Source organism: Cryobacterium melibiosiphilum (assembly GCF_003602235.1).
Classification (GTDB): Bacteria; Actinomycetota; Actinomycetes; order Actinomycetales; family Microbacteriaceae; genus Cryobacterium; species Cryobacterium melibiosiphilum.
Genome location: NZ_QZVS01000062.1, coordinates 1 through 21844 on the forward strand (window position 1 = coordinate 1; position 21844 = coordinate 21844).

A 21844-nucleotide genomic window follows, 5' to 3' on the forward strand; every position below is an offset into this window, starting at 1 on the left:
TCGCCACCCGCTACGACAAGCTCGCACTGACCTACCGCGGCGGAGCTGTCCTCAGAGCCATAACTATTTGGTCGAAGGCATTAGGAGACACGCCCTAGGACTGTTGAGAGATCTCCTCGGAGTTGGTAGCAACGATCCGGGTCGTACTGCCCAGGATGAGCAGTGAGATAGTCGTGGGCGTCAGCGAGAGCATTCTTCGCAGACGCCTTCAAATCAGTCCACCCACGTTCGGCCGCAGTGTTGCCGAAGAAGATCTCATACGCGGTTCCCTTGATCGGTCGTGGAACCGGAACACTGCGCTTCCCCGCCATTTACGGACGATCGACGCGGACAGGGGCGGCCGGCAGCTCGAGGGGATCGACAGGTTTCATGCCCATCGCGTAAACCACGGCCGTTTCCTTCCACTCCTGCTGCGCACGCAGTAGCCGCTCAAACGTGCCCATCTCACTGGCAGCATAGACAAGCTGCTCAATCTCGGCAGCGTACGCGCGCAGCTCCCCCGGGCTGAACTCCCCCGTCCACGCGAAAAGATCACTCAGCGCAGCCGCCACGTCGCCCTTGTTCCGGCCAATCGCGCGAATCAGACGGCTCGACAGCGCAACACCCTTCTCGAGTACATCGAGATCATGACCACGCAGGATCACGAGATCGTCACCATCACGACGCGTGATCCGGACCTGGCCCTGGTCAATGTGGGCCAGAACCTCCTTGGGCTTTCGCAGAAGGTCGGTGAAAGTTGCGGTACTCATACCCAAACGCTACATCAGATAAACATTTGATTGCATGGCCAGGGCAATGTGCACGGTATCGACTCGATGTGCAATCGAAGATGCAGCAACCAGACGCGCAATCTGTCTCCTAAAAAACTTACGAACTTACAGAGTTACGAAGTTCGTCCTCTGTGCTCCCCGCGAGCCTGTCTGCCCTATCCAGCAACAGGTCGACGGCGATGCGAATGAGTGTGTTGTCTGTGAGGCGCTCCCCACCCTCTGCCTTGTTGCGGTTGATCTGGCGAGCCTTGGCTGCGAGGGCATCGAGTTGGTCCTCGCGTAGCCGGGTTTCTTTCCGAACGAAGGTCAGATAATGGGCACCTCCCCCGACCTCGGTCATCTCGATTGGCGCCTGCTCTTTGGCGACCACACGGACTGGCCGCGCAGCTGCAGGAGGAGCCTCGGGTACTGGTGTCGGAGCAGGTTCAGTCGGAATTGGTTCTTGGACGACTGCCTGTGCCGCTTCCGGCTTTGAATCGCCAAGCAGCTGGGTCAGTTTCGCTCTCGCCATCACTTGCCTCCCTTGGTGTTTGCCCAGTAAGAAACGAGCTCAAGGGCTACTCGTCGGTAGTCCTCGCGTGCTTTGCTTGCGATTCTGGAATCGCCGTCTGCGTATTGGGTTACGACGCGACCCTCAATAGGTGCCATCTTGTGGATCTTGTAGTCGCGAATTGCCGCTTCGAATCGGGCGAAGCCGGCCCCATCCAAGAGCCCCTGGGCATCAACCAGATCCGACGGAACTCGCGGGTCGACCCTATTTACCAGAACTCGATAGTTCACTCCGGCAGGAACGACGACCTCATTAATGGTTGCCATCAGTGGAGCGAAAGCGAGGGGGGAAGGCTCTGTGGGAAGGATTACGAAGTCGGACTCTCCGAGAACGGTGGAGAGCACATCTCGTCCTTCAAGCGAACCTGGGGTATCCACGAAGACAACGTCATAGGGCAGTTCCCGCAGCCGGGCGAGATTGCTCGGGTCAGTGTCGTCAGCGACATCGAATGGAAGGCTATCCCCCGCTCTGTCGGCCCACCAAGCTGATGATCCCTGCGGGTCCACGTCGACAACCAAGACTCGGGAGTTCTCGGAGCAAACGCTCGCGAGGTTCATCACTGTTGTTGTCTTGCCGGCGCCGCCCTTTTGGTTGGCAATTGAGACAATCCGCATTCCGCGCTCCAGTCTGTAACTCTGCAAGTTACGGACTTCGGAAGTTTTGAAGTCCGGTTGTTACTGAGTCTGTTAGTTCGAAAGTACCAGACTCCGGAACGTACAGGCTCATTCAACTTGGGAGTGTTGCATGATACTTCCGAAATAACAGACTTACGAAGTTACAAACATACAGGGTCACGAACTTACGAATTTACGAGCTTACGAACTTACAAACTCCAGAGCGTCACCCCGGGGACTCAACTCTGGAGTTGCGGCGGTCGGAGCATGCGCCGGAGTGCTAATGATGGCCAAGCCGCGCGGGACTGGTCCTGCGGGCGCCCGAGTATTGCCCCGGTTGGGGAGCGCGAGGGGATGCTCCCCTCGCCGCCGGCCCCGGAACCGGTGACGTGCACCCGAGGCCGCGTCGATGTGTCCGGGTGCTGCTCGACACTTCAGGGCTCCATTGGCTGGCCCGGCGGCGACCGGGGTACTGGGGTGCTTTCGCTACTCCCCTGAAGGATATTTCCCCTGGTTGCCGCGCCTGGTGGGGGACTCTTCTATGGGTTGGTGTCAAGCTGGGGGAGTGGTGTCGACAACTCGTTCCTGGAGGGCTTTGAAGAGTTCGCGTGCGATGTAGCGTTTCAGAATTCGTCTAATTTCGCGTGTTGTGCGACCTTCGGTGGTACGCCGTTGTACATAATCTTGAGTCCGGGCCTCGGAGACCATCCGGACTCGAGCGATGACATCGATTGCCCGGTTCAGTTGCCGGTTGAGTATTTGCGGGTTCGGGTGCCAGTGAATATTGCCTTCGGGGGCCACCGGTATTGCCTCTGGGTGCCACGCAGTCGCGCGGTCGGGGGCCAGTGACGCCCCACCGCGCGAGTGTCCGTGCCGCGACCTTGTGTGTGATCAACTCTTTGTAGGCCGTTTCGGCAGCGGAATCCGGCCAAGTTAGCGGCTGGTTTCCTGCCAAATGAGCGCTAAAAATCAGGCCAGCAGATTCCCGCTCCAAGACGTTGGATTTGGGGAATGCGCAGGGTGTGAGATCACCGGTGGCCGGAGCCCTTTCCAGTGTGGAGACATGGGCCCGCCACCCCCAGATAGGTTCCTTAAGGCGTAGCTACTGCCAAGCGGTCGCGCCGGAAGGAACCAGGAAGCAGATGACGGTACCCATGTCCGTGCAAGAAAATATCAGAACTCTCGACTCTCAAGGAATCGCGGGCCGTGAAATCGCCCGTCGGCTCGGTGTCAGCCGTGACGCGGTGGCGAAGTACACCGGGCAACAGAACTATTCACCGAGACCACCGAGCCCCGTCCCGAGGCCCGCCGGGTCGGCCTTGACCGGGTTTGAAGACATTATTGAAACATGGCTGGGCGAGGACCAGCGCCGGCCGCGGAAGCAACGCCACACTGCCAAGCGGGTTTTTGATCGCTTGGTCAACGAGGAGAACTACACCGGTAGTTACTCCCCGGTGCAACGCTTCGTGAAGAAGTGGAACAACCAGCACCGGCAGGCCGGGGAGGGCTTCACCGAACTGGTGTGGCCGGCCGGCACCGCGCAGGTCGATTTCGGCCAGGCCGAGGCTTTCATCGCCGGGGTCCGGCAGCTTCTGCACATCTTCGTCGTCACGTTCCCGTTCTCGAACATGCGCTTCGTGCAGGCCTACCGCGGTGAAACCGCCGAGTGCGTCTGCCACGGGCTGCGCACCGTGTTCGATCACATCGGCGCCGCGCCACGGCACCTGGTCTTTGACAACGCGACCGGCATCGGGCGCAGAGTCGGCACCAAGGTCGTCGAGTCCAAACTCTTTGGGGCGTTCAAACTGCACTACCGATCAGAGTCCAGGTTTTGCAATCCGTATGCCGGCAATGAGAAAGGCAACGTCGAAAACGCCGTTGGGTTCCTCCGCCGCAACCTGATGGTCCCCGAGCCGGAAGCGGCCACCCTGGAGGGCCTGAACGACATATTGCTGGGCCGGTGCCTGGCGTTGGGTGAGGCCGTCCACTACCGGAAAGGCCTGCCCGTGAGCGAGCTCTTCGCCCAGGACGTCGCCGCGTCGCTGGCACTGCCCGGCGTGGGGTTTGACCCGGTCCGTTACGAGAACCGCACGGCCGACAAGAAGGGGAACCTGCTCATCGAGGGCAACACCTACGCGGCCGGGTCCTCCTTCCATAGCCGCACCCTCACCGTCGGGTTACGCCACGATGTCGTCGAGATCCTCGATGAGCATTCCGCGCCGGTGCGGTCTTTCCCCCGCGCTTTCGGAGTGCAGGCCGAGACGATCTTCGAGCCGGCGGCGCTGCTGCCGTTGCTGGTGACTAAGCCCGGTGCCTGGAGCCATTCCCAGCTGCGGCCGTTGGTCCCCGAGCCGGTGCGGGACTGGCTCGACAAAGCTACCGCCACCAACCGGCGCCGCCTCCTCAGTGCTGTCGATGCCGCGTCGGGATCAGCTGGTTTCGATGCCGCCATCACTGCTGCTGACTTGCTCATCCAGCGCGGAGACATCCCCGAGATTGCCGCGTTGGGCATGCTCGCCCGGCGCTTGGCTGGCGGCACCAGCCCGGCCGTGGAGAACGTGGACCTGAGCGTTTATGACATCTTCACGACCGACGCTTTCACCACCGTCAACACGTTGACGGGAGAGATCGCATGACGCTCGTCACCGTGCAGGACATCATCGAGACCGGCCGGCAGGCGTCACTGACGAACACCGTGCTGGCAGAATGGGCCGAGAAAGGCACCCCGAAACAACGCGAATACCTCCACGGAGTACTCCTGGCCGAGCACGAATCTCGGCAAGCATCACGCCGCCAACGACTGTTAACGGCTGCCCGGCTGCCGGCGCTGAAATCACTCACGGGGTTCGACTACTCCAGCGTCAAGTTCCCCGACGACTACGGCCGGGAAGAGCTGACGTCGTTGGATTTCATCAACCGAGCCGAGGACCTGGTGCTCTATGGCGACGTCGGCACCGGCAAAACCCACCTCGCCAGTGCGCTGATCGCCGCCGCCTGCCAGCAAGGAATCCCGGCACGCTTCTACACAACGTCGTCGCTGGTGATGCAGCTGCGCCGCGCGAAAGACGAAGGCCGCCTCGACCGGGAGCTGGCCAACATCGCCAAAAACCGGCTGGTCGCAATTGATGAATTTGGCTACCTTCCGATCGACACCGAGGGCGCCCGCCTCCTGTTCCAAGTCATCGCCGACGGTTATGAAAAAAGAAGCCTGATCATCACGACAAACCTAGAATTTTCTCGCTGGGGAACGGTGTTCGGTGACGACAACATGGCTGCCGCCGTCATCGACCGGCTCGTCCACCACGGCCGCCTCCTCCAATTTCGGGGCGAGTCCTACCGCGTGAAGCACGCCCTCATGAAATGACACACCACCACGCCGGCCACCCGGAACGCGACCCCGACGGTCGTGCCAACCGCCTCACGCACCTCAGCAGTCAGGACCCCGACATGAACGATCCCACACGACCACAGCGCCCCCACGCACCAACCGACCCGGAGACAGGCTGGTGGGACGACCACGGACGACCAGCCCCCTGGCCTGACGACTTCGCCGATCCCGCAGCTGGATGGACCACCGGAAACAGCCACGGCCCCGACGCCGGCGGATACGGAAACGACCCCGAAAACCAGCCGTTCTGACCAACTGCTCAAATGGCCGGAAACCGCGCCACAATGGCCGGTTAATTAGCGCACAAATGGCCGGTTTCAAGTTGACAAAACACACGCGACCTGGGCGGCGGTGTGTTCTCTCACGTTGTGGCCGCCGGTCTCGACCCAGATGGTGTTGTGCACGATGCGGTCCATATTCGCGTCGGCGTGAACCCCGAAGCTGAGGCGCTGGTGCCAATCGCGTTGCGCGTCCTGGGCCCAAATCGCCGTTGTTGGTCGGTCGCAATGCCACTCGAGGAGTTCCAGCAGCATGATCCTGGGGCTTTGGTCGGGCTAGTCCAGGAGCTACTCATCGGCCACCAACAGCAAAACGCGGCGTACTCGTTCAAGGACTTCGTGGTCCCGGAGGGTTCGTCACGGGGCAGCTACCAGGCCGCTTCGAGCTCTGGCCGGAAGGAGCAAAGCAAATGGCCCCCAACAGCAAATATTCGGCGGCCCCCGAGCACGCTACTGGCGACACCGCCCGGTGGCCCCCAAAGTCAATATCGGTGGCCCCCAGAATCGCTAATACTCAGCCGGTTGCCGTGCCGGTTGAGCCGGTGCCGTGTCGTGTTTCCTGACGACGCAGGGATTGGATTGACCCCTGCGAGAGCGGCGAACGCCGCTTCGCTTCGCACCCGACCGCGGTGCGAGTACGCAGAAACGGCGACACCCGCTGTTATAGGACCAACACCATAGATCTCTTGAAGTCCCGGAGCCAGGATCTCGACAACCTCGCCAAGCTCTGTCCGGTTCTCCAGCATCTGCCCGCCAAGGTCAATCACGATGCTAGCCAGACGTATCGCTTCGCGCTGCACGATCTGAGTAGCCCGGTCCGCATGGGCCCGTTCCAAGCCAGCGAGCTGGCGAATTTTCTTATCCGTCAGAGCACGACGAGTATCGAGACCAAAATCCGTCGTTCGGACGAGCGCGTTGAGCTGGTTTCTGGCACTCGTACGGCGCAGCTCCATATCCATCCGCGCGTCCAGGAGCACCCGCAGCGCGTTACGCAGCCCATCCGCTTTCGGCATCGTCAGCGCATCCATGCCAATTCCCAGAGCCGATTTTGCAGCAGCTACAGCATCAATCTCGTCGTTCTTGCCCCGAGTTCGGCTGGCTCGCTCTGGTGGCCTCACATCACAGAACTCATGACCCCCGCGGCGAAGCGAACGAGCAAGTGACGCGCCGTAAGATCCTGGACCTTCCAACGCAAAGAGGACTTGTCCGTTTGTGTGGCTGGCTGTCCAGGCGATCGCCCTGTCAATCGCCGCGTCGGTCACCGCAAACGCTTTGGTCCCCAGCACCTCACCAGTTCGCGACGAAATAATCGCGTACGTATGCGCACGGGCGTGAGTATCAACCCCGACAACGAAAGCGTAGTCATTAGCGACAATGCTCATATGTTTTCCTTCTCGTTAGGGCCAGGACATGCGGGGGATTGCCGCGGAGGCAGCTCTCTAACGAGTCACATGATCTACATCATGGACAACCTTCTATCAAGCCATCGCAGCGTCACACCGGCACCAGCTCAACCAGATGCACAGGTCCCCTAGAAGACACCACGGTCATGAGTGTGAAGAGTCACACCCGATCAAGCCAGCACCAGCCTGACAGCCGGCACCAGGCCAGCTAAAACCATTAGAGAGTGTGAGGGGTCGCCCCTCACGGCCGGCCCTGATGGGCCGGCCGCTGCGGCGTGTTTACTCGGACCGCATGAGCTGCTGAATCTCTGCATACGGGGCGGTATCGGTCCACGTGTAGCCGGTGGTGACGCTGACCGTTTTGAGGTTGGCGCGCACCACTTCGCGCCACTGGCCGCGGATCTTCACCCGGTCGCCCTTCGTGACGGTGGCGCGGTCGTAGCCGGTGGCCTTACCGCTCTCGACCTGGGCGGCGCGCACGGCTTCCCAATAGGCGATCTGGTCGCGCTTCTCGTCGAGGTGCGGGGCGAGGCGGGTTGCGCGGGCCTGGATCTGCTCGGCGGTGGCGTCGAGGTAACCGCGGGTGTCGTCGTAGCACTGCGCGGTTATGCGGCGTTCGAGCTTGCGGAGCTCAGCGCCCAAAGTTTCGATGCGGTTAGCCACGGTAACCGGGTTGTAACGGGCGTCGGTGGTGTGGGTGGCGGCGTCGGCGCGGGCCTGGGCGGTGGTGGCGTCTGCGCTGGCTTCGACTGACTTGCGCATGGCGTTATCTGCTCTGGCGATCGCGTTGCGGTGTCGGCCTTCGGAGTGGTGGCCCACCTTGATCGGCTCGCCTCCCTCGGGCAGGCGGTCGTGCGCGGCCTGCGCGTTGGCCCAGGCGGCATCGTCGGCACGGGTCTTGCGCTCTGCCTTCACGGCCAGGGCGTCTACACGGTCGGCCTGACGCTCGATCTTTCCGGCCTCGACGTCGGCGGTCGTGCGGTGGCTGCTGTCGATTTCGGTTTCAACCTCGAACCCCGCGGCTTCAAGTGCCGACTTCGTGCCGGTGATGGTGTGCAGCTTGGGCAGGCGGTCGCGGGACTGCGGCAGAAACCACGCGCTGATGCTGCGGCCCCAGCGCCACCCGACAGTCTTCAGGACTTCGGCGGTTCCGTCGCCTCGACTGGTGCCGTTGATCATAGTTCCGGCTTCGTGGGTGTGGGTGATGGTAAGCATTAGCGGGTACCTCTCGGATTTGCGTAGTCGTTGAAGCGGGAGCCGTGCGGGGTCATGACGATGACGAACCGGCTTCGGGGGTTGGGGTAGCTCTGGCTGTTCCAATAGGTCGACATGTCGGCGCTGCTGAGCAGGTTGTCTGCTCCGAGCACGCCGAAGGTCTGGGGCGGAAGTTGAGTTGTGAGCATGAGTTTTTTCCTCGATCTAGGCGAAGCTGTCGGCGTAGCGGCTTGCGGTGCAGGTTTCGCCCGGCGCAGTGTCTGCGGCACCTGCGGACCGGCAACCACGGCAGGCGCACCCGCTGGCGTAGCGCTCCCGGGGGTACGTGTTCTCGTACGGGTAATCTGACTCAGCCATGGGTTCTCTCCTCGTGAACAACTGTTTTTTTGCCCTATCTGGCAAGAGAAATCGATAGCGACCGGGAGCGGCGCAGTGCACGGATTCTCGGGCGAAATAAGCCCGCAGGGCGCGTCCGAGAATGTGGGTAACGAAGGCACGAAAGGGAGCTACGGTGAAACGCCAGAAAGGACAAAAAGGCCCATTGGACAGTGCCGCAAAGCGGCCCCAATTCGCTTGTGACGGCATGGCCGTCTTGGTTTCAGAGTGATATCACTGTGATCTCCCGCTGTGGGGGAGCGCGAGGGGAAGCGCCCCTCGCCGGCCAGCCGTGAGGCTGACCGGCTATCCGACTAGAGTGCGGCGGCATCCTCGGCGTTGGTGACGAGCTGCGCCCCGTATTCGCGGATCAGGCGGTGGCAGCCTGCACTGGCTGGTGACGTGATCGGGCCAGGAACGGCGCCCACGGGGCGGTTGATTCCGAGGGCGTGCGCGGCGATATTCAGGGCACCTGAGCGCCAGCCGGCTTCCGTGACGACGGTCGCCCGGGCGGCGGCGGCGATCAACCGGTTACGCATCAGGAACCGGTATTTGGTGGGGCTCTGGCCGAAGCCGATTTCGGTTGCCACCGCGCCCGCTTCCGCGATCCTTGACAGGAGTTCGTGGTGGCCGCTGGGGTAGTAGCGGTCGAGTCCTCCGGCGAGGTAGGCGACCGTGCGCCCGTCGCTGGCGAGGGCTGCCCGGTGGGCCATTCCGTCGATCCCGTATGCTGCGCCACTGATGATGGTGTGGCCACGGCTGACGAGTCCGGCGGTTATTTCCATCGTGGCGTGTTCCCCGTAGCCGCTTGCAGCTCTCGCGCCCACTACGGCCGTGCTGAGGGAATCGGTCAGGATCTCGGTCGTCCCTCGTGCCCAGAGCGCGTACGGGGCAGCTGCGCCGAGGTCGTTGAATCCGGCGGGCCAGTGCGGGTGCTCGGGGGTGATGAGTTCCGCGCCCGAGGTGGTGGCATCGAATGTTGCGGCGATGCTGGCAGCTGTGGAGCGGGGCAGCGCGCGCGCTCGAAGGGGCGTGACGTCGATTCCTGCCGCGTCGCCGGTCCCGTGCAGGATTACGTCGAGCGCTTCTTCTGCTCCCAACGCTTTGATGAGTTCGCCGGTGCCGCTGTCGCCGGGTTCGCTAATGACGGTCCAGATTCCGCGCGCGGCCGCGTCGGGGCTGTACTGCTGGATGGTGGGGACCTGGTTGCTGATGCTGCCTAGCGTGCTCATGGGCTCTCTCCCTCGTGGACAACTGTTTTTTTGCCTGTCTGGCAAGAGAAATCGATAGCGACCGGGAGTGCCGAAGTGCGCTGTTCGATGGGCGAAATAAGGAAGCGTGCGACCGCGCCCGGCGAACTGGGTACGTAGGTGCGGAGGGAGCTACGGTGAAACGCCAGAAAGGCCAAAAAGTCATCAGGGCAGTGCCGCGCAGCGGCTCCGAACTGCTGTCGACGGCAGCGCCGTCATGGTTTCAGAGTGATATCACTTTGATATCTCCCCGGCCGCGCAGCGGCTCAAAATAGGGGGATGGGCACAGCGGCCGCGCCGCTGTTCGGTCACGGCCCGTCAGGGGCGTGTGCCTGGTGGCAGGCTCCGGCCTCCGTACCGGGGCCGGGTGAGGGAAGGACCCGGCGCGGCAGTGGGGGACTGCCGCGCCGGGTCTTGTGCTGAGGCTAGTCCGCGATCTTCGCGGCGGCTTGGGCTGCCTTGGTCGCAGCGTTCTCGGCAACCGTGTCGATCACGATTCGCTCAACGTCGCTGAGGCCGTAGCCCCATGCGGCCAGCTGCTCGAAGTAGCGGGCGCTGATCGCGTCCGGGTAGCGCCACGTTTCCTTGCTGGTGCTGTCCTCGATACCGGCCAGCACGATGGCGAGGCTGACGTGCTGCGCCTTGGTGGAGGTCTTTTCCACCAATGCGGAGAGCTTGTCGGCATCCCAGCAGTTCGCCCGCTTCATCCCGAGCAGAGTGTGCGCCAGCACGTTTCCGTTCTGGATGGCTTTGCCGACCATGCTGTGGTGCACGGTCAGGCCCACTGTGATGGCCTGGGTGGCATCCTTCGGGAGCGTCTTACGGCTCAGGAACTCTGCCAGCCATTCGCGGCGCACGACCTCAGCACTGCCCCACGCCTTGTTGTTGGCGATCAGGGTCTTACGTTCGGCCTTCTGCTCGTCGCTCATCGGCCCGCTGGTAGCCCCGCTGCCGCTGGACTTGCGAAATCCGGCAGCCTTGGGGTCTTTCAGGAAGTAACGCACGGTGGCGGTGTCACTGCTGCTGTACGCGTACACGTAGGCGGCGCGGCCCTCACTGTTGGCGATGTGCTCGACGGTGACAGTCTCGCCGTCGGCGGTGGTCAGGTAACTGATGCTCGTGTAGTCGTTCTCGTAGGATCCCCGGTCGCGGTCCAGCACCTCGAAGCCGCGCGAGATCAGGTCGGCGGTCGCGTCGGCCTTCATTGTCGCTACGCGCTTGTCGTCGCGTGCGCGCTGCGCTGCGTGAGCGAACTGCTCGGGGCTGGTGGTGGCAATGTCGATGAGCACGGACACGGTTTCAACGTCACCCTCGAATTCAATCAAGGCGGCAGCCTGGTCGAGAGTGAGCGAGTGACTGACGATGGCGGATGCCGCGACGGCGTTCTCTGCCACAGCGATTCCGGCCTTGACTGTGGCGGGCTTGCTGCCCAGTCGCTTAGCGATCACGGCGGGGGTCAGGCCCTCGAAAGCCAACTGCTGGAACGCGGCAACCCGGTCGGCGTCGGTGACGGCCTCACGGTGATCGTTCTCGGCCATCTGCTGCACGATCCGCTCGACGGTCGTTTCGTCGACGGCAACCACGTAGGCCGGCATCGTAGCCAAACCAGCCTCCCGAGCGGCCAAGGTGCGGCGCTGCCCGGCTCGCACGATCAGGTTGCCCTGATCGTCGCGGCGGGCGAGGATCGGCGTCAGGACGCCGTTTGCTTTGATGCTGGCCACGAACTCGCGGCCCAGCTGAGCTTCGGTGCGCACATTCGCTTCCACGACGATCAGGTGCGGGTCAATGTGCTCGATGGTGCCGACATTTACGGTGGTAGTAGTCATTGGGTTCTCTCTCCATCAACTGATTTTTTTTGCCTGTCTGGCAAGAGAAATCGATTGAGAGCGGGAGTGCCGTAGTGCACGGCTGGTCGGGGAAAATAAGGGAGCGTGCGACCGCGCCCGACCAGGTGGGCACGTAAGCACGGAAGCGAACTACGATGACCGGCCAGACAGACAAAAAAAGATGAAAAAGCCGCCGCGCAGCGGTCCCAGGACCCGCAGGGTCTCCCCACCGGGGTGCACCTAGACGACTGGTCAGACCCCGAGCCCTGGCGAGGATATGCCACGAAAGCCCGCAACGCAGGCACGAGCGCGAACTCTGATGACCGGCCGGAATGGTCAAAAAGCGCAACAAAACAGTGCTGCGAAGCGGCTCCGCTTGGGCAGATTGATGGCGACCGCGCCGCCGTTCCTGTGAGTGGGACAGGGACTCGAGGCAGCGCCGCAGCGTCCGTTGCTCTTGTTCCGGGCAGGGAAACCTCGGGTTGCCCCCAGTAGGGTGCCATGATGCCCGAGCTACCAACGTTCGGGATTTTCACCGTGGGCGTCGTACAGCTCTGCAGACCCCGGTCGGAAATAGTAGATACCGCCTCGTAAAATATAACTTCCCTGACAAATAGTGGCGTCCAGGAGGGTCACCCCCTCCAATGCGCTGTCCGCCTCTCAACGGGCTTGGGCAGTAATGAGCATTAGAACAATAGACGTTGGTGAGAAATCGACGACGGCTCGACCATTATTTCTATTAAGCATTGTTAGCTTTAGGACCTGATCTGTCGTATCGTTCGAGAAACTGCTGGTTCGGACACAGGGTGCCGTTCGGCAGCAATCGAAATTGGGGGGCATCTTATGAGGAAACGAAACAAGGCCGGGTTGGTCGGACTGCTGGTTGCCGGGGCAAGCATTCTCGGCATAGGCGCAGTTCCTGCTAACGCAGCACTGTCGGATTGCGGCAGCTCACGATTCTGTGTTTGGACCAACACTGAATACACCGGAACGCTCTGGCAATACAACACGACGACTGCTTCCGGCCAAAATATGGGAATTTCATCGCTCGCAAACAAGAAGTCGTACAGCATTCGCGTCTGGGATGCCGAAAATTTCAGTGGCAATTCTAAGGCGTTCGGGGCGTCGTACGCAACGAACAACTTAGGTATTCACAACAGGTATGGACCCCTTACTTGGAACGATGCGATTCGTAGCTTCCAACAGGGAGCTTGAGCGTGCGCGCACGGCGGGCAGATAGCCGTCCATCCCGAGTTTTGGCCATACTGCTGCCAGTGGTGATCCTCACGGTGACGGGCTGTTCGCCAAATCTGGATGTTGACAGTTACTCCTCCGTGCGCGCAGTTCTCTCAGAGCAATCGGAGGCGATCGGCCTTCCTCTCGACGACTACCTCATGACCTCGTCGGATGAATCTGCCGCGCAAGCGGCAAACTTCATTTTGATGAATGCTTGCATGGAAGAGTCTGGGCTCGAATACGAGCTGGGAAAAATTGATTGGTCCGACGTCGGCGGGCTCCCCGACCGGCGATACGGACTGTGGAGTGCAGATAACGCTGCGCGCTACGGATACAACATACCGACGGACGCTGCGGTCGCAGACGCCTACGCGACTGTCGACGAAAAATCCGAGGACGAGACGTACTACAACAGCAGTATGAATTGTGTGCAGAGTATTGATGCTGTTCCCATCATTCGCGCCGATTACGAAGGCGACGCAAATGTCACAAATCTCACCGAGGTCGCCACCAGGGGAGTGAGTGAAGCTCAGCAGTACGCCCGTGAACAATCGGAGTGGGACGCGGCCATCGACGAATGGCACCAATGCGCTACAGATGCCGGGCTGACCGTCGACGCAAGCGGCGACGAGGAAGTATGGACGCCGCGGCTGCCGGCTACCGATGAAGAGAGTCGGGTCAAGATTGCCGTCGTCGACGTAGCATGCAAGAGTCAAGTGCAATTGATCCAGCGGCTTAGCGATCTCGAGGCTCGCTATCAAGCTGCCTACATTGCTGAGAATGAGGCGAGACTCAAGACTCTCGCAGACGCCAAAGCAGCTGCCCTAGAAAGGATTCGGTCGATTGTCGCGCAGGGTGGGAGCTAGCCCAGGCCCGGAAATTCGCATAGAAGCCGTGTCCCATCCTCGGCGAATCGTCGTGTTCATTGGATCGGCGGTCGTCATCGCCGCCCTTGCCTTCGTGGTTGGGACGTGGGTCTCAACACCGGAATCCCTCGCGATTTCCGCAGCAGACACAATAGTGCCGGTCTATGTCTCCGCCGAGCAGCGGGAAGTTGGCAATTTTTCGACAACTCAGGGCGCTATCGTGCCCGGAAAAACGCTTGAGGTGCGAGCGAGCACTCCGGCGGGATCTGTTCGCCCTGTGGTAACCGCCGTCAATTATTCGGTCGGCAGCGAGGTTGTGTCAGGGAGCTCACTCGCATCAGTTTCGGATCGGCCACTAATTGTTCTAATGACGCCGATTCCGTTGCAACGCGACCTGTATTTCGGGGATATCGGCAACGACGTATCTCGTTTGCAGGATGCGCTCCGTGTCGCTGGAGTCCTTACTACAGCCTCGACCGGAGTGATGAACCGCGAGACACTAGCAGCTATCCGTTCTGTGTATGAGCCCACCGGAGCTTCTGCGCCCGGAGGGACTGGCACAAACACCTACCTCCGCCTCGAGGAAATCGTGGCAATTCCGGTGAAATCAGCCACAGTCATTTCGATAAGTACTGTCGGAGATATCCTGGCGGACAGTCCCGTTGCCACCGTGCAAACATCACCGAACACGTTGGTGGCGCACGCTAGCGTCCTGCAAATCGAATCCCTCGTCGTCGGCTCGACCGTTACCGTCGATTCATCTGCGCATAAGGGCAGCGGGACGATAGTCGGAACGGGACCGTTTAGTGCCACTGGAACGACTACCGACACGGGCGCCGGTTACGATATTTACGTCGATTTACCGGCCGAGGACCTGGCAAAGTTCAATGTGAACGATTTAGCCACCGTCACCGTCGCTCACGATGTCCGCGACAGCCTCGCTATTCCACTGATCGCAATCCGCCAAGACGACTCGGGGAGTTACGTCATGGTCGACGGGGAAACGACCTCCGCTGGCACCGACACCAACCCCGGGGACATGCGTATCCCAATCACAGTCACCCAACAATCCGGCGGGTGGGCGGCGATTGAGCCGACCGATGGCATTTCACCGAGCACCAGGATCCGTGCCAACTAGTGGATAGGCCCGTGCTCGCCCTCCGGGGGATATCCCGGCGATACGATGAATCTCGCTCGACAGCCGGCATTACGGATATTGACTTAGTCATTCACGAGGGTGAATTTGTAGCGATAACAGGGCCTTCAGGATCCGGAAAATCCACGCTACTCAACGTTCTTGGCTTACTCGACGTGCCCTCTGCTGGTTCTTATCTGATTGACGGTTTCGACACTTCCCAGCTCGAAGCGCATCAGATCGACAGTTTGCGCGCCAGTGAATTCGGTTTTATCTTCCAGAACTCGTACATCCTTCCCAACGAGAGTGTGGCGCGAAACGCTGCCTTGGCACTAAGAATCCAAGGAATGCTCCGCCGCTCCCAAGCTATTCGGGTCGGGGAGGTACTCAAGGATCTGGGAATGCTGCCGCAGGCCAACGCGCGAGCGGGGAATCTTTCCGGTGGTGAACGGCAGAGGCTCGCCATCGGCCGAGCGCTCACCTCTCAGCCACGCATCATCCTGGCAGATGAGCCGACGGGCAATCTAGATTCGGACAACAGCCAAAGCTTGGTCCGCCGCCTCAAAGAACTAAACGACACCGGAGTGACAATCGTTCTCGTCACACATGATGAAGACGTTGCCTCTGCGGCGGATCGACGTATCCGTCTCACGGACGGACGGATTGTCGGAGACACCGGATCACCTGTCCTCCGCCCGCACGGACGCGATTCGTCAATGGCGCAACCTGCGGGGAAAGGGCAACGCATAAGAAGGCTCACCGGAATCGTGCAAGATTCGTTGACTTCAATTTCGACCAGACCAACACGCAGCCTCCTTTTGGTAGCAGCGTTCGCACTTGGGGTAGCCGGCATGGTCTCCGCCGTGGGACTGGGCGAGACTGCGTCTCAACAAGTTTCCGATCGCCTCGCCCAAGCATCACTGGACCAAGTCGACGTGGCGCTGCCTTCAATCGACACGATCAATACCTACGACGTCTGGAAAGAACAGATCGGGATGTTGGACGGTGTCCTCGGTGTTGGAATACGGATCGATGTATCAGCACTGGACGCCCAAGTAGCACCGCTCTCGCGCGCGCAGGTGCCGGACCAGTCGGCCTACTCCATTGCTGTCGTCGGCGCGGATCGCGATCTACTGGACCTAACTTTTCCTGATAATGACGCATCCGCAAAATGGGGAATTCCTGGGGATCTCGCCGACGATGTTGCTCTACTCGGCGAGGAAGCAGCCAACAAATTAGGAATCAAATCAGCTGGCCCTGGAAGTCGTGTGTGGGTCCGTGGCAGCCCTCTTGAGGTCGTCGGCCTTATTGCAGATCCCGGGCGTGATGCGCTCCTGCTGAACGCCGTCATCGTTTCACCTCAGTTTGCCGCAGCCATAGGGCCAGCCAGTGCATCCCTAATCATGCGCACGGAACCTGGAATGCCAGCGCCACTTGCCGAATCCATCCCTTTAGCAATCAATCCCGCCTCACCGGGTGACGTCCAGGTTTCCACCGTGGCCGATTTACGTATACTTCGACTCGGCGTCCAGGACGACCTTTCGGTCTTAGTTGGCGGGATATCCGGCATCCTTTTGCTCGTCGCAGGCTTGAGCGCCGGAACAAGCATGTATCTATCGCTGCAAAGCCGAGTTGGTGAGATCGCTCTGCGACGGGCCGTTGGTGCCCGGCGCTCTGAGACGGCGTTACTATTTCTAGCCGAGGGAGCTCTCCTCGGACTCGCAGGCGGACTGGCCGGCGCGGCGCTCGGGCTGGTGGCCGTCATGACTACATCGATCGCTTTAGGGTGGAATCCGACCGCGTCGGCAACATCCGCAATCATAGGCATCGTTTGTGGCTTGGCTGTGGGATCAATTTCTTCGTTATTTCCCGCACTCCGTGCAGCTTCCGTCAGCCCCGCACAGGCAATCCGCGGGTAGAGAGCAAGAATTTATTCGTATTCAACAGAAGAATAGTGCTTTTGCGTCACACCGTTCGATGATCCGCCGAGTCACGCAGGAGCGCTTTAAGTTGCACTTGAGAATATGCACGTAAGCATGAAAGCGAACTACGTTGGCTGGCCAGACAGGGAAAAAAGATAAGACGGCCGCGCAGCGGCCCTCGGACCCAATGGGTGTACCCGTCTGTTAGGCGGCGTCGCCGAGGTACTGCCAACGGTTGTCGGGGTCGAGCACGCCCAGGTCCACGAGCTCCCGTGCAGAGCGGTGATCACCGCGTTGGGTACTCGAGCGCGGGTAACGGGGCCAGACCCGCTCACCCTGTGCATTCGTATCCCGAAACAGGGGCCGGCTCGACACGTACACCCGTTTGGGACGCCGCCGGGGACCGGCGTTCATGGTGGCAACCTCAGCTTGCCACCACTCCCACACCTCCCGTTCGGCCTGATACCGCCGGGCTCGATCCAACAGAAGACCAGCAACCCCGACGATGCGTGCAGCCCGGTCGCGAAGGTCCTGTTTCGCCCTAGCCCACCCGTTCACATGCTTCACGATCAAACGATGGGTGCGAAGGCGGCTCAGAATCGTGGAGGTATGGCGAGTACTCACTCCCAGCAACCGAGCGGCCGTATCAATCGTGAGTGAGTATTTGATGCTTTGAGAGCCACCCAATCGTGCGGTTCAGAACCACCGATCGTGCGGAAGAGAGCCAGTGGTGGTGGGGTTAAGACCCACTGGCCCTCTCCGTCTCGGTGTTAGGTGTGTTTCGTCACCGTCGAGCCGGCCATGTCAGCACGAAGAAACCTGCCAGACCGGCGCGGTTTCCAATCACAGGCAGGTCAGAACAGCGAGCTGACAGGGTCGGTTTCGGCCGGAGTGCCATTGCGGCCAGGAGCGTTGCCCACGCTCCATCTTGCGTCGGAATTGAGGAAGTCCTGGGCCAGGGCGCTGGATGCCTGGTGCCGTCCCAACATCCCGTTTCGCCGCCAGCGGCAAGGAGATCGAGGCCCTGGTCCGGGGTGCGTGCTCCAGGGCGCAGCGTCAGGTGGCTCCCGGCCACGCCAGCTGTGGCTCCGAACGAACACGATTAAAGGCAGAGGGGAGTGGCTCTGACCCGCACCACACGTGGCTCCTCTAGAAGCGAATATTCAGCACGACCGCACTCGGCACTCGGCACTCGGCTTACGAGCCGTATTCGTGCCCGTGAGTGAACGACCGGTAGGAGCTCTATGCCGCGGAGAGCTGCCAACGGCTCTGGGGGTTGAGTACCCCGTCGTCGACATACTCACGTGCCTGGCGATGGTCAGCCCGGCCATCCGGCGACCGCGGATAGCGCGGCCAGACACGCTCACCTGGTGTGCTCGCCTCAAACAGTGGTCGACTCGACACGTGGGGCCGGCGCGGCCGCTGCCGCGGGGTGCTAATCATCGTGGCGTATTCGGCTTGCCACCACGCCCACACCTCACGCTCCGCCCCATACGCATCACGCCTGACCTCGAGCAGTCCCTCAACACCCAAAACGCGGGCCGCCACGGTGCGCAAATCCCGCCGTGATCGAGCCCAACCCTCCGAGTGCTTGACGATGAGTCGGTATTGGCGGAGCCGACTCAAGATCATAGCCGTGTGCCGGGAGGACACCCCCAAGAGCCGTGCAGCAGAGTCGATCGTCAGCGCCGCGTGCTCACGAAAAAGTGCGTAGATCCTCCCCGCGAGGTGACCCAATCCCTTACGCGTGAAGAGATCGTGAAGCTGGTCGGTCAGTTGGTGCTCGATCGTCCGTACCAGTTCGGCCCTTAACGCGAAGAGTTCAGTGGGGGGGCGGGGGTTATTAAATGGTTGTGACCGGACTGTGCCAGGGATTGTGGAAAACTTGCGAATTAGCTCCCATTCGGCAGCATTTCCACCGTCAGCACCGCGCACCCGCTGAATAAATCCGGCCTCCGCGAGGACGTGGAGTGCGGTTGCGGCGGTCGTACGGCCTAAGCCGGACATCAGGGCCAGGTCGCGGATGGAGGCCGCGACAGCGTGCTTCCCGGTCTGCAAGGTGAGGTAGGCCAGCGCGATCAGGATCGTGCGCTGGGAAATGGCCGCTTCGGTGCGTCCCCACCGGCCAGCATTGACTCGGAGGCGTGTCAGGAGGTCGTCGACGTCGGTGACGATCGCGCTCAGCTCGGTGAGGTCTTGGGGTTCCTGTGCGGCGGGGAGCGGGCGCTGGAGCGCCGCGTACTGCTGCGCCTTCGCCCACTGGCGGGCCAAGCGATCGCGGGCTTCGCCTGCGCTGCGGGGCCGGCGCGAGCCGCGGCCCGTGTTCTTCGTGCGGAAGTGCTCCATGCCGGGGGCGGTTTTCGCGGCGTGGGCGACGTCACCGAGCGTCCACCCTGCGCTGGCGGCCGTCAACAGGCACATGAAAGCTGTCCACGACGGGTTGCTACCCCCATCGATGGTGGACATGTGGCCTTCCCCCGTCTTGCTGAGGTCCCGGTGGGTGCGGTGCGAGCCATCGACCGGGCCAGAGGGCCGCGTATCGACGTGCCGGAGAGCAGGTTTACGCTCTCCAAGCACCACGGCAAGCCGTTCCAGTTCTCCAGGCGTCGTTGTCAGCGCTGCGAGGACGTCGGCGCGACCACGGAGCACGGTTGAGGTGCTGCCATCCCGGTGCGGAGCCCCGGGCGGACGCGCGGCCCCCTCGGCCGGGTTCAGCAACATGCCATGGTCGAGAGTTTCGTAGGTCGCGTGCGCCTCCCGCGCCACAGCAGCGACAATCGCCGCAGAAGCCCCACCCGCCACACCGATCCAGACATGCCGGCCGCCACCAGCCGACGACTGACAGACCACGTGAGCGATCAAGAGCTCATCCAAAACACCAGAAAGAGCGTCACAATCATCGACGGCGTTCTCCACCGCGTCCGGGGTCTTCGCGTCGAAGTCGAAGCACAGCAACCGGAAGTTATGCGCAGCATCGGCCAAACGGATACACCACGGCGTCGTCGGTGCGTCCGGCCCGACCCGGAACAACCGAGGGTATTGGTTGATGTGTAGCTGACCGTCGGCCTCACGCACCATGACACGCACCTGATCGCGCGGACTAATACGGCGCGTCAAATCCCAGGCTGTCCACCGGTCGGAAGACACGCCCAACGAAGTTTCCTCAACGGAAGCGTCGCCAAAACGATATGCATCGGTTACAATAGTTTTATCTCCTTCGGTTCAAATCTTGGGGGCGCAAAAGAACCTCCCGTGAGGGCTGGTGATCTGAATTAGCTCGAACCTCGGTGCCGGGAAGCGATGAGGGTTCGAGCTACGAAACTTACAAGAGCCCGTCGCGAAAGCGACGGGCTCTTTCGTTTAAGCGGCCGGAATGGGCAACTCCTCTAGTTGGGGACGACCGACGTCGAGGACAGGCAGGTGCCCACCCACACCGGCAAGAGTGCGAAGCAACGTCTGCATGTAGAGAGCTTTGGCTGCTCCACTGGCAGCGGCAGCCTCGTTGACGAGCATGAATATCTCGGGGTCAACTCTCACCTGCAGCAGAACGGTAGGAGAGTTGTCCTGTCGCCGTCTACGTCCTGGTTCCATCGCCATGTCATTAAGATTGGCAGACGCGGGTGCTATTAATACATATCTCCCGCGGCGTGTCGGCCTAATTTTCGAGAAGATAATCCTCGTAGCCGGCCAAGGCCGCTCGCACAGCATCGCTGTCGACGACGTAGATAACACGTTGTCCCTGCCTTTTCTCGCCTGCATCCGAGCTGACCGCACCAGCAGCCTCAAGCTCTTGCAAATGGCGAAAGACGGTTTGATAGGTGGCGTTGAGCTCTCGGTGAATTGCACCTGAGGTCATCCCTTCAGAGTGGCGCGAGAGAAGACGAACGATGGCTCCCCGCATAGGGTTTACACCAAAAATCATCATCGCTCTCGTCGCCGTGTGCGGCAGAGGTCCCGCAGGGGACGCATATCGGGGCATCCCCTTATTCTGCCGCAATGATTTACAGCGATAACCTACACTAACACTTAATGTTAGGGTTGCGCCAGGGCGAAGAGGGGAAAAGCGTAATTCAACTGGGCATCGTTTCCCCGCTGGCGCCAGACGTGTCGGTGGCAGCGGCTAGGGTACCCCTGAACGGGTTACATGAATCCGCGTGCGTGAATACAAGAGCGGGAGAGGCCAGGGGGAACGGGGTTATCTCCGGTCGTCGTTTGGTACTGCCTGCTCCTATTGAGAGGCGATAACATGGCCCGGCGAGAACGTGTGACACTCACTGAAAGTCAACGTAGAACGCGCAAGATTGTCTGGACGAGTGCTGCTGGCGTCGTTGTATTGGCCAGCGTCGTTGGGCTCGTAGGAGCTTTCCTGTCACCGCGTGCAGACGGTAACCAGTCACAGCCGGCCCCGGACACGGGCACCACAACACCCGGCGCGAAGCCGACGGCGCAGCCCGGGTCCGTCGTGGACGCAGCGGTGGCCGAGTTTGGCTGGTCGCCTGAGCCGATCACTGCCAATGCGAAAGCCTACGGAATTGCGGCCGCGATCGCCGGGTCAACGTATGACACCAACCTGGCTACCCGTAAGCAATTCCTCGGCAGTCTCGGCAGCTGGCACACGCTCGACCCCGGCTATGACCTCGAATCGGACCAACAGGACGCGCTTGAGGGAAAACTTAACGAGCTGAACCGTCGCGTGGTCGTGCCGAAAAGTGACTGGGACGCGCAGGCTATCAACGACATGACGGTGACCGCAAAGGTCGACGGCGACGTGCTTGTCGATTACGACCATCTAAGCCCGCAACCAGGCTCTCTAGACGAGCTGATCACCGATGGATACCACCTCGTCACGACCAATGTTCTGGCGACTTACGTGGGCCGCGATAATGCCAGCTATCAGGAGCGATACGCGGTCAGTGTGCAGGTTCTGTGCGGCGGCACCACCCCTACGGCAGGGTCAAGTCAGACGCCGGCCGACTGCAAACTTATCCGGTTCTTCCCCGAAACGAGGAAGTAACT

At 61.2% G+C, this 21844-nt stretch carries 20 protein-coding genes; 8 read left to right on the forward strand and 12 right to left on the reverse strand.

Going from position 1 to position 21844, the window contains the following annotated elements; translation table 11 throughout:
- Positions 1–311: 311 nt before the first annotated feature.
- From D6T64_RS04295 to D6T64_RS04305, 3 genes are all read right to left on the reverse strand, one after another.
- Positions 312–749, reverse strand: coding sequence for a hypothetical protein (locus tag D6T64_RS04295; protein WP_119972155.1), 438 nt, complete (start codon positions 747–749; stop codon positions 312–314).
- 118 nt (positions 750–867) lie between these two features.
- The gene (locus tag D6T64_RS04300) at positions 868–1140 is read right to left on the reverse strand and encodes a hypothetical protein (protein WP_199719052.1); all 273 of its coding nucleotides are present in this window, start codon (positions 1138–1140) and stop codon (positions 868–870) included.
- Positions 1141–1280: 140 nt separating this feature from the next.
- Complete coding sequence (locus tag D6T64_RS04305; protein ID WP_119972158.1) at positions 1281–1934, reverse strand: ParA family protein; 654 nt, start codon at positions 1932–1934, stop codon at positions 1281–1283.
- 1154 nt (positions 1935–3088) lie between these two features.
- Here D6T64_RS04305 and istA point away from each other — a divergent pair.
- The 3 genes from istA to D6T64_RS04320 are packed head-to-tail and all read left to right on the forward strand — an operon-like array spanning position 3089 to position 5573.
- Complete coding sequence (istA, locus tag D6T64_RS04310) at positions 3089–4570, forward strand: IS21 family transposase (RefSeq protein ID WP_119972162.1); 1482 nt, start codon at positions 3089–3091, stop codon at positions 4568–4570.
- Positions 4567–5298, forward strand: a complete 732-nt coding sequence (gene istB, locus D6T64_RS04315; protein ID WP_199719053.1) for an IS21-like element helper ATPase IstB — start codon at positions 4567–4569, stop codon at positions 5296–5298. Before istA ends, istB begins: the two co-directional genes overlap by 4 nt.
- Positions 5295–5573, forward strand: coding sequence for a hypothetical protein (locus D6T64_RS04320; RefSeq protein ID WP_119972165.1), 279 nt, complete (start codon positions 5295–5297; stop codon positions 5571–5573). Before istB ends, D6T64_RS04320 begins: the two co-directional genes overlap by 4 nt.
- A gap of 66 nt (positions 5574–5639) precedes the next feature.
- Here D6T64_RS04320 and D6T64_RS04325 read toward each other — a convergent pair whose 3' ends face one another.
- The 6 genes from D6T64_RS04325 to D6T64_RS04350 all read right to left on the reverse strand — a co-directional run bounded on the left by D6T64_RS04325 (position 5640) and on the right by D6T64_RS04350 (position 11669).
- A complete protein-coding gene (locus D6T64_RS04325; RefSeq protein WP_233550827.1) occupies positions 5640–5855 on the reverse strand; it encodes an ATP-binding protein in 216 nt (71 codons plus the stop codon).
- Positions 5856–6082: 227 nt separating this feature from the next.
- The gene (locus D6T64_RS04330; RefSeq protein WP_119972168.1) at positions 6083–6982 is read right to left on the reverse strand and encodes an IS110 family transposase; all 900 of its coding nucleotides are present in this window, start codon (positions 6980–6982) and stop codon (positions 6083–6085) included.
- A gap of 300 nt (positions 6983–7282) precedes the next feature.
- Positions 7283–8218 carry a DUF3560 domain-containing protein gene (locus D6T64_RS04335; RefSeq protein ID WP_119972172.1) on the reverse strand — a complete coding sequence of 312 codons (936 nt, stop codon included), beginning with the start codon at positions 8216–8218 and terminating at the stop codon, positions 7283–7285.
- Positions 8218–8406, reverse strand: coding sequence for a hypothetical protein (locus tag D6T64_RS04340; RefSeq protein ID WP_119972175.1), 189 nt, complete (start codon positions 8404–8406; stop codon positions 8218–8220). The genes D6T64_RS04335 and D6T64_RS04340 overlap by 1 nt, the downstream gene beginning before the upstream one ends.
- Before the next feature lie 501 nt (positions 8407–8907).
- The gene (gene dprA, locus D6T64_RS04345; protein WP_119972179.1) at positions 8908–9825 is read right to left on the reverse strand and encodes a DNA-processing protein DprA; all 918 of its coding nucleotides are present in this window, start codon (positions 9823–9825) and stop codon (positions 8908–8910) included.
- A 443-nt stretch (positions 9826–10268) separates the two neighbouring features.
- The gene (locus D6T64_RS04350) at positions 10269–11669 is read right to left on the reverse strand and encodes a ParB/RepB/Spo0J family partition protein (RefSeq protein ID WP_119972182.1); all 1401 of its coding nucleotides are present in this window, start codon (positions 11667–11669) and stop codon (positions 10269–10271) included.
- An 843-nt stretch (positions 11670–12512) separates the two neighbouring features.
- On the opposite strand from D6T64_RS04350, the gene D6T64_RS23625 reads away from it, so the two are divergent.
- The 4 genes from D6T64_RS23625 to D6T64_RS04370 are packed head-to-tail and all read left to right on the forward strand — an operon-like array spanning position 12513 to position 16825.
- The gene (locus tag D6T64_RS23625; RefSeq protein ID WP_119972185.1) at positions 12513–12884 is read left to right on the forward strand and encodes a peptidase inhibitor family I36 protein; all 372 of its coding nucleotides are present in this window, start codon (positions 12513–12515) and stop codon (positions 12882–12884) included.
- A 59-nt stretch (positions 12885–12943) separates the two neighbouring features.
- Positions 12944–13771, forward strand: coding sequence for a hypothetical protein (locus D6T64_RS04360; protein ID WP_147364458.1), 828 nt, complete (start codon positions 12944–12946; stop codon positions 13769–13771).
- A 52-nt stretch (positions 13772–13823) separates the two neighbouring features.
- Complete coding sequence (locus tag D6T64_RS22175) at positions 13824–14909, forward strand: efflux RND transporter periplasmic adaptor subunit (RefSeq protein ID WP_147364459.1); 1086 nt, start codon at positions 13824–13826, stop codon at positions 14907–14909.
- Positions 14910–14920: 11 nt separating this feature from the next.
- Positions 14921–16825 (forward strand): ABC transporter ATP-binding protein/permease, encoded by a 1905-nt coding sequence (locus tag D6T64_RS04370; protein WP_158594802.1) that lies wholly within the window; start codon positions 14921–14923, stop codon positions 16823–16825.
- Positions 16826–17032: 207 nt separating this feature from the next.
- Here the strand turns inward: D6T64_RS04370 and D6T64_RS22840 are convergent, their stop codons facing one another.
- The 3 genes from D6T64_RS22840 to D6T64_RS04385 form a co-directional block, all read right to left on the reverse strand.
- The gene (locus D6T64_RS22840) at positions 17033–17242 is read right to left on the reverse strand and encodes a hypothetical protein (RefSeq protein ID WP_199719054.1); all 210 of its coding nucleotides are present in this window, start codon (positions 17240–17242) and stop codon (positions 17033–17035) included.
- Between the two features lie 828 nt (positions 17243–18070).
- The gene (locus tag D6T64_RS04380; RefSeq protein ID WP_233550828.1) at positions 18071–19906 is read right to left on the reverse strand and encodes a hypothetical protein; all 1836 of its coding nucleotides are present in this window, start codon (positions 19904–19906) and stop codon (positions 18071–18073) included.
- 577 nt (positions 19907–20483) lie between these two features.
- Positions 20484–20753, reverse strand: a complete 270-nt coding sequence (locus tag D6T64_RS04385) for an ArsR/SmtB family transcription factor (protein ID WP_158594803.1) — start codon at positions 20751–20753, stop codon at positions 20484–20486.
- A 549-nt stretch (positions 20754–21302) separates the two neighbouring features.
- On the opposite strand from D6T64_RS04385, the gene D6T64_RS04390 reads away from it, so the two are divergent.
- The gene (locus tag D6T64_RS04390) at positions 21303–21842 is read left to right on the forward strand and encodes a hypothetical protein (RefSeq protein WP_147364460.1); all 540 of its coding nucleotides are present in this window, start codon (positions 21303–21305) and stop codon (positions 21840–21842) included.
- The last annotated feature ends 2 nt before the right edge of the window (positions 21843–21844 follow it).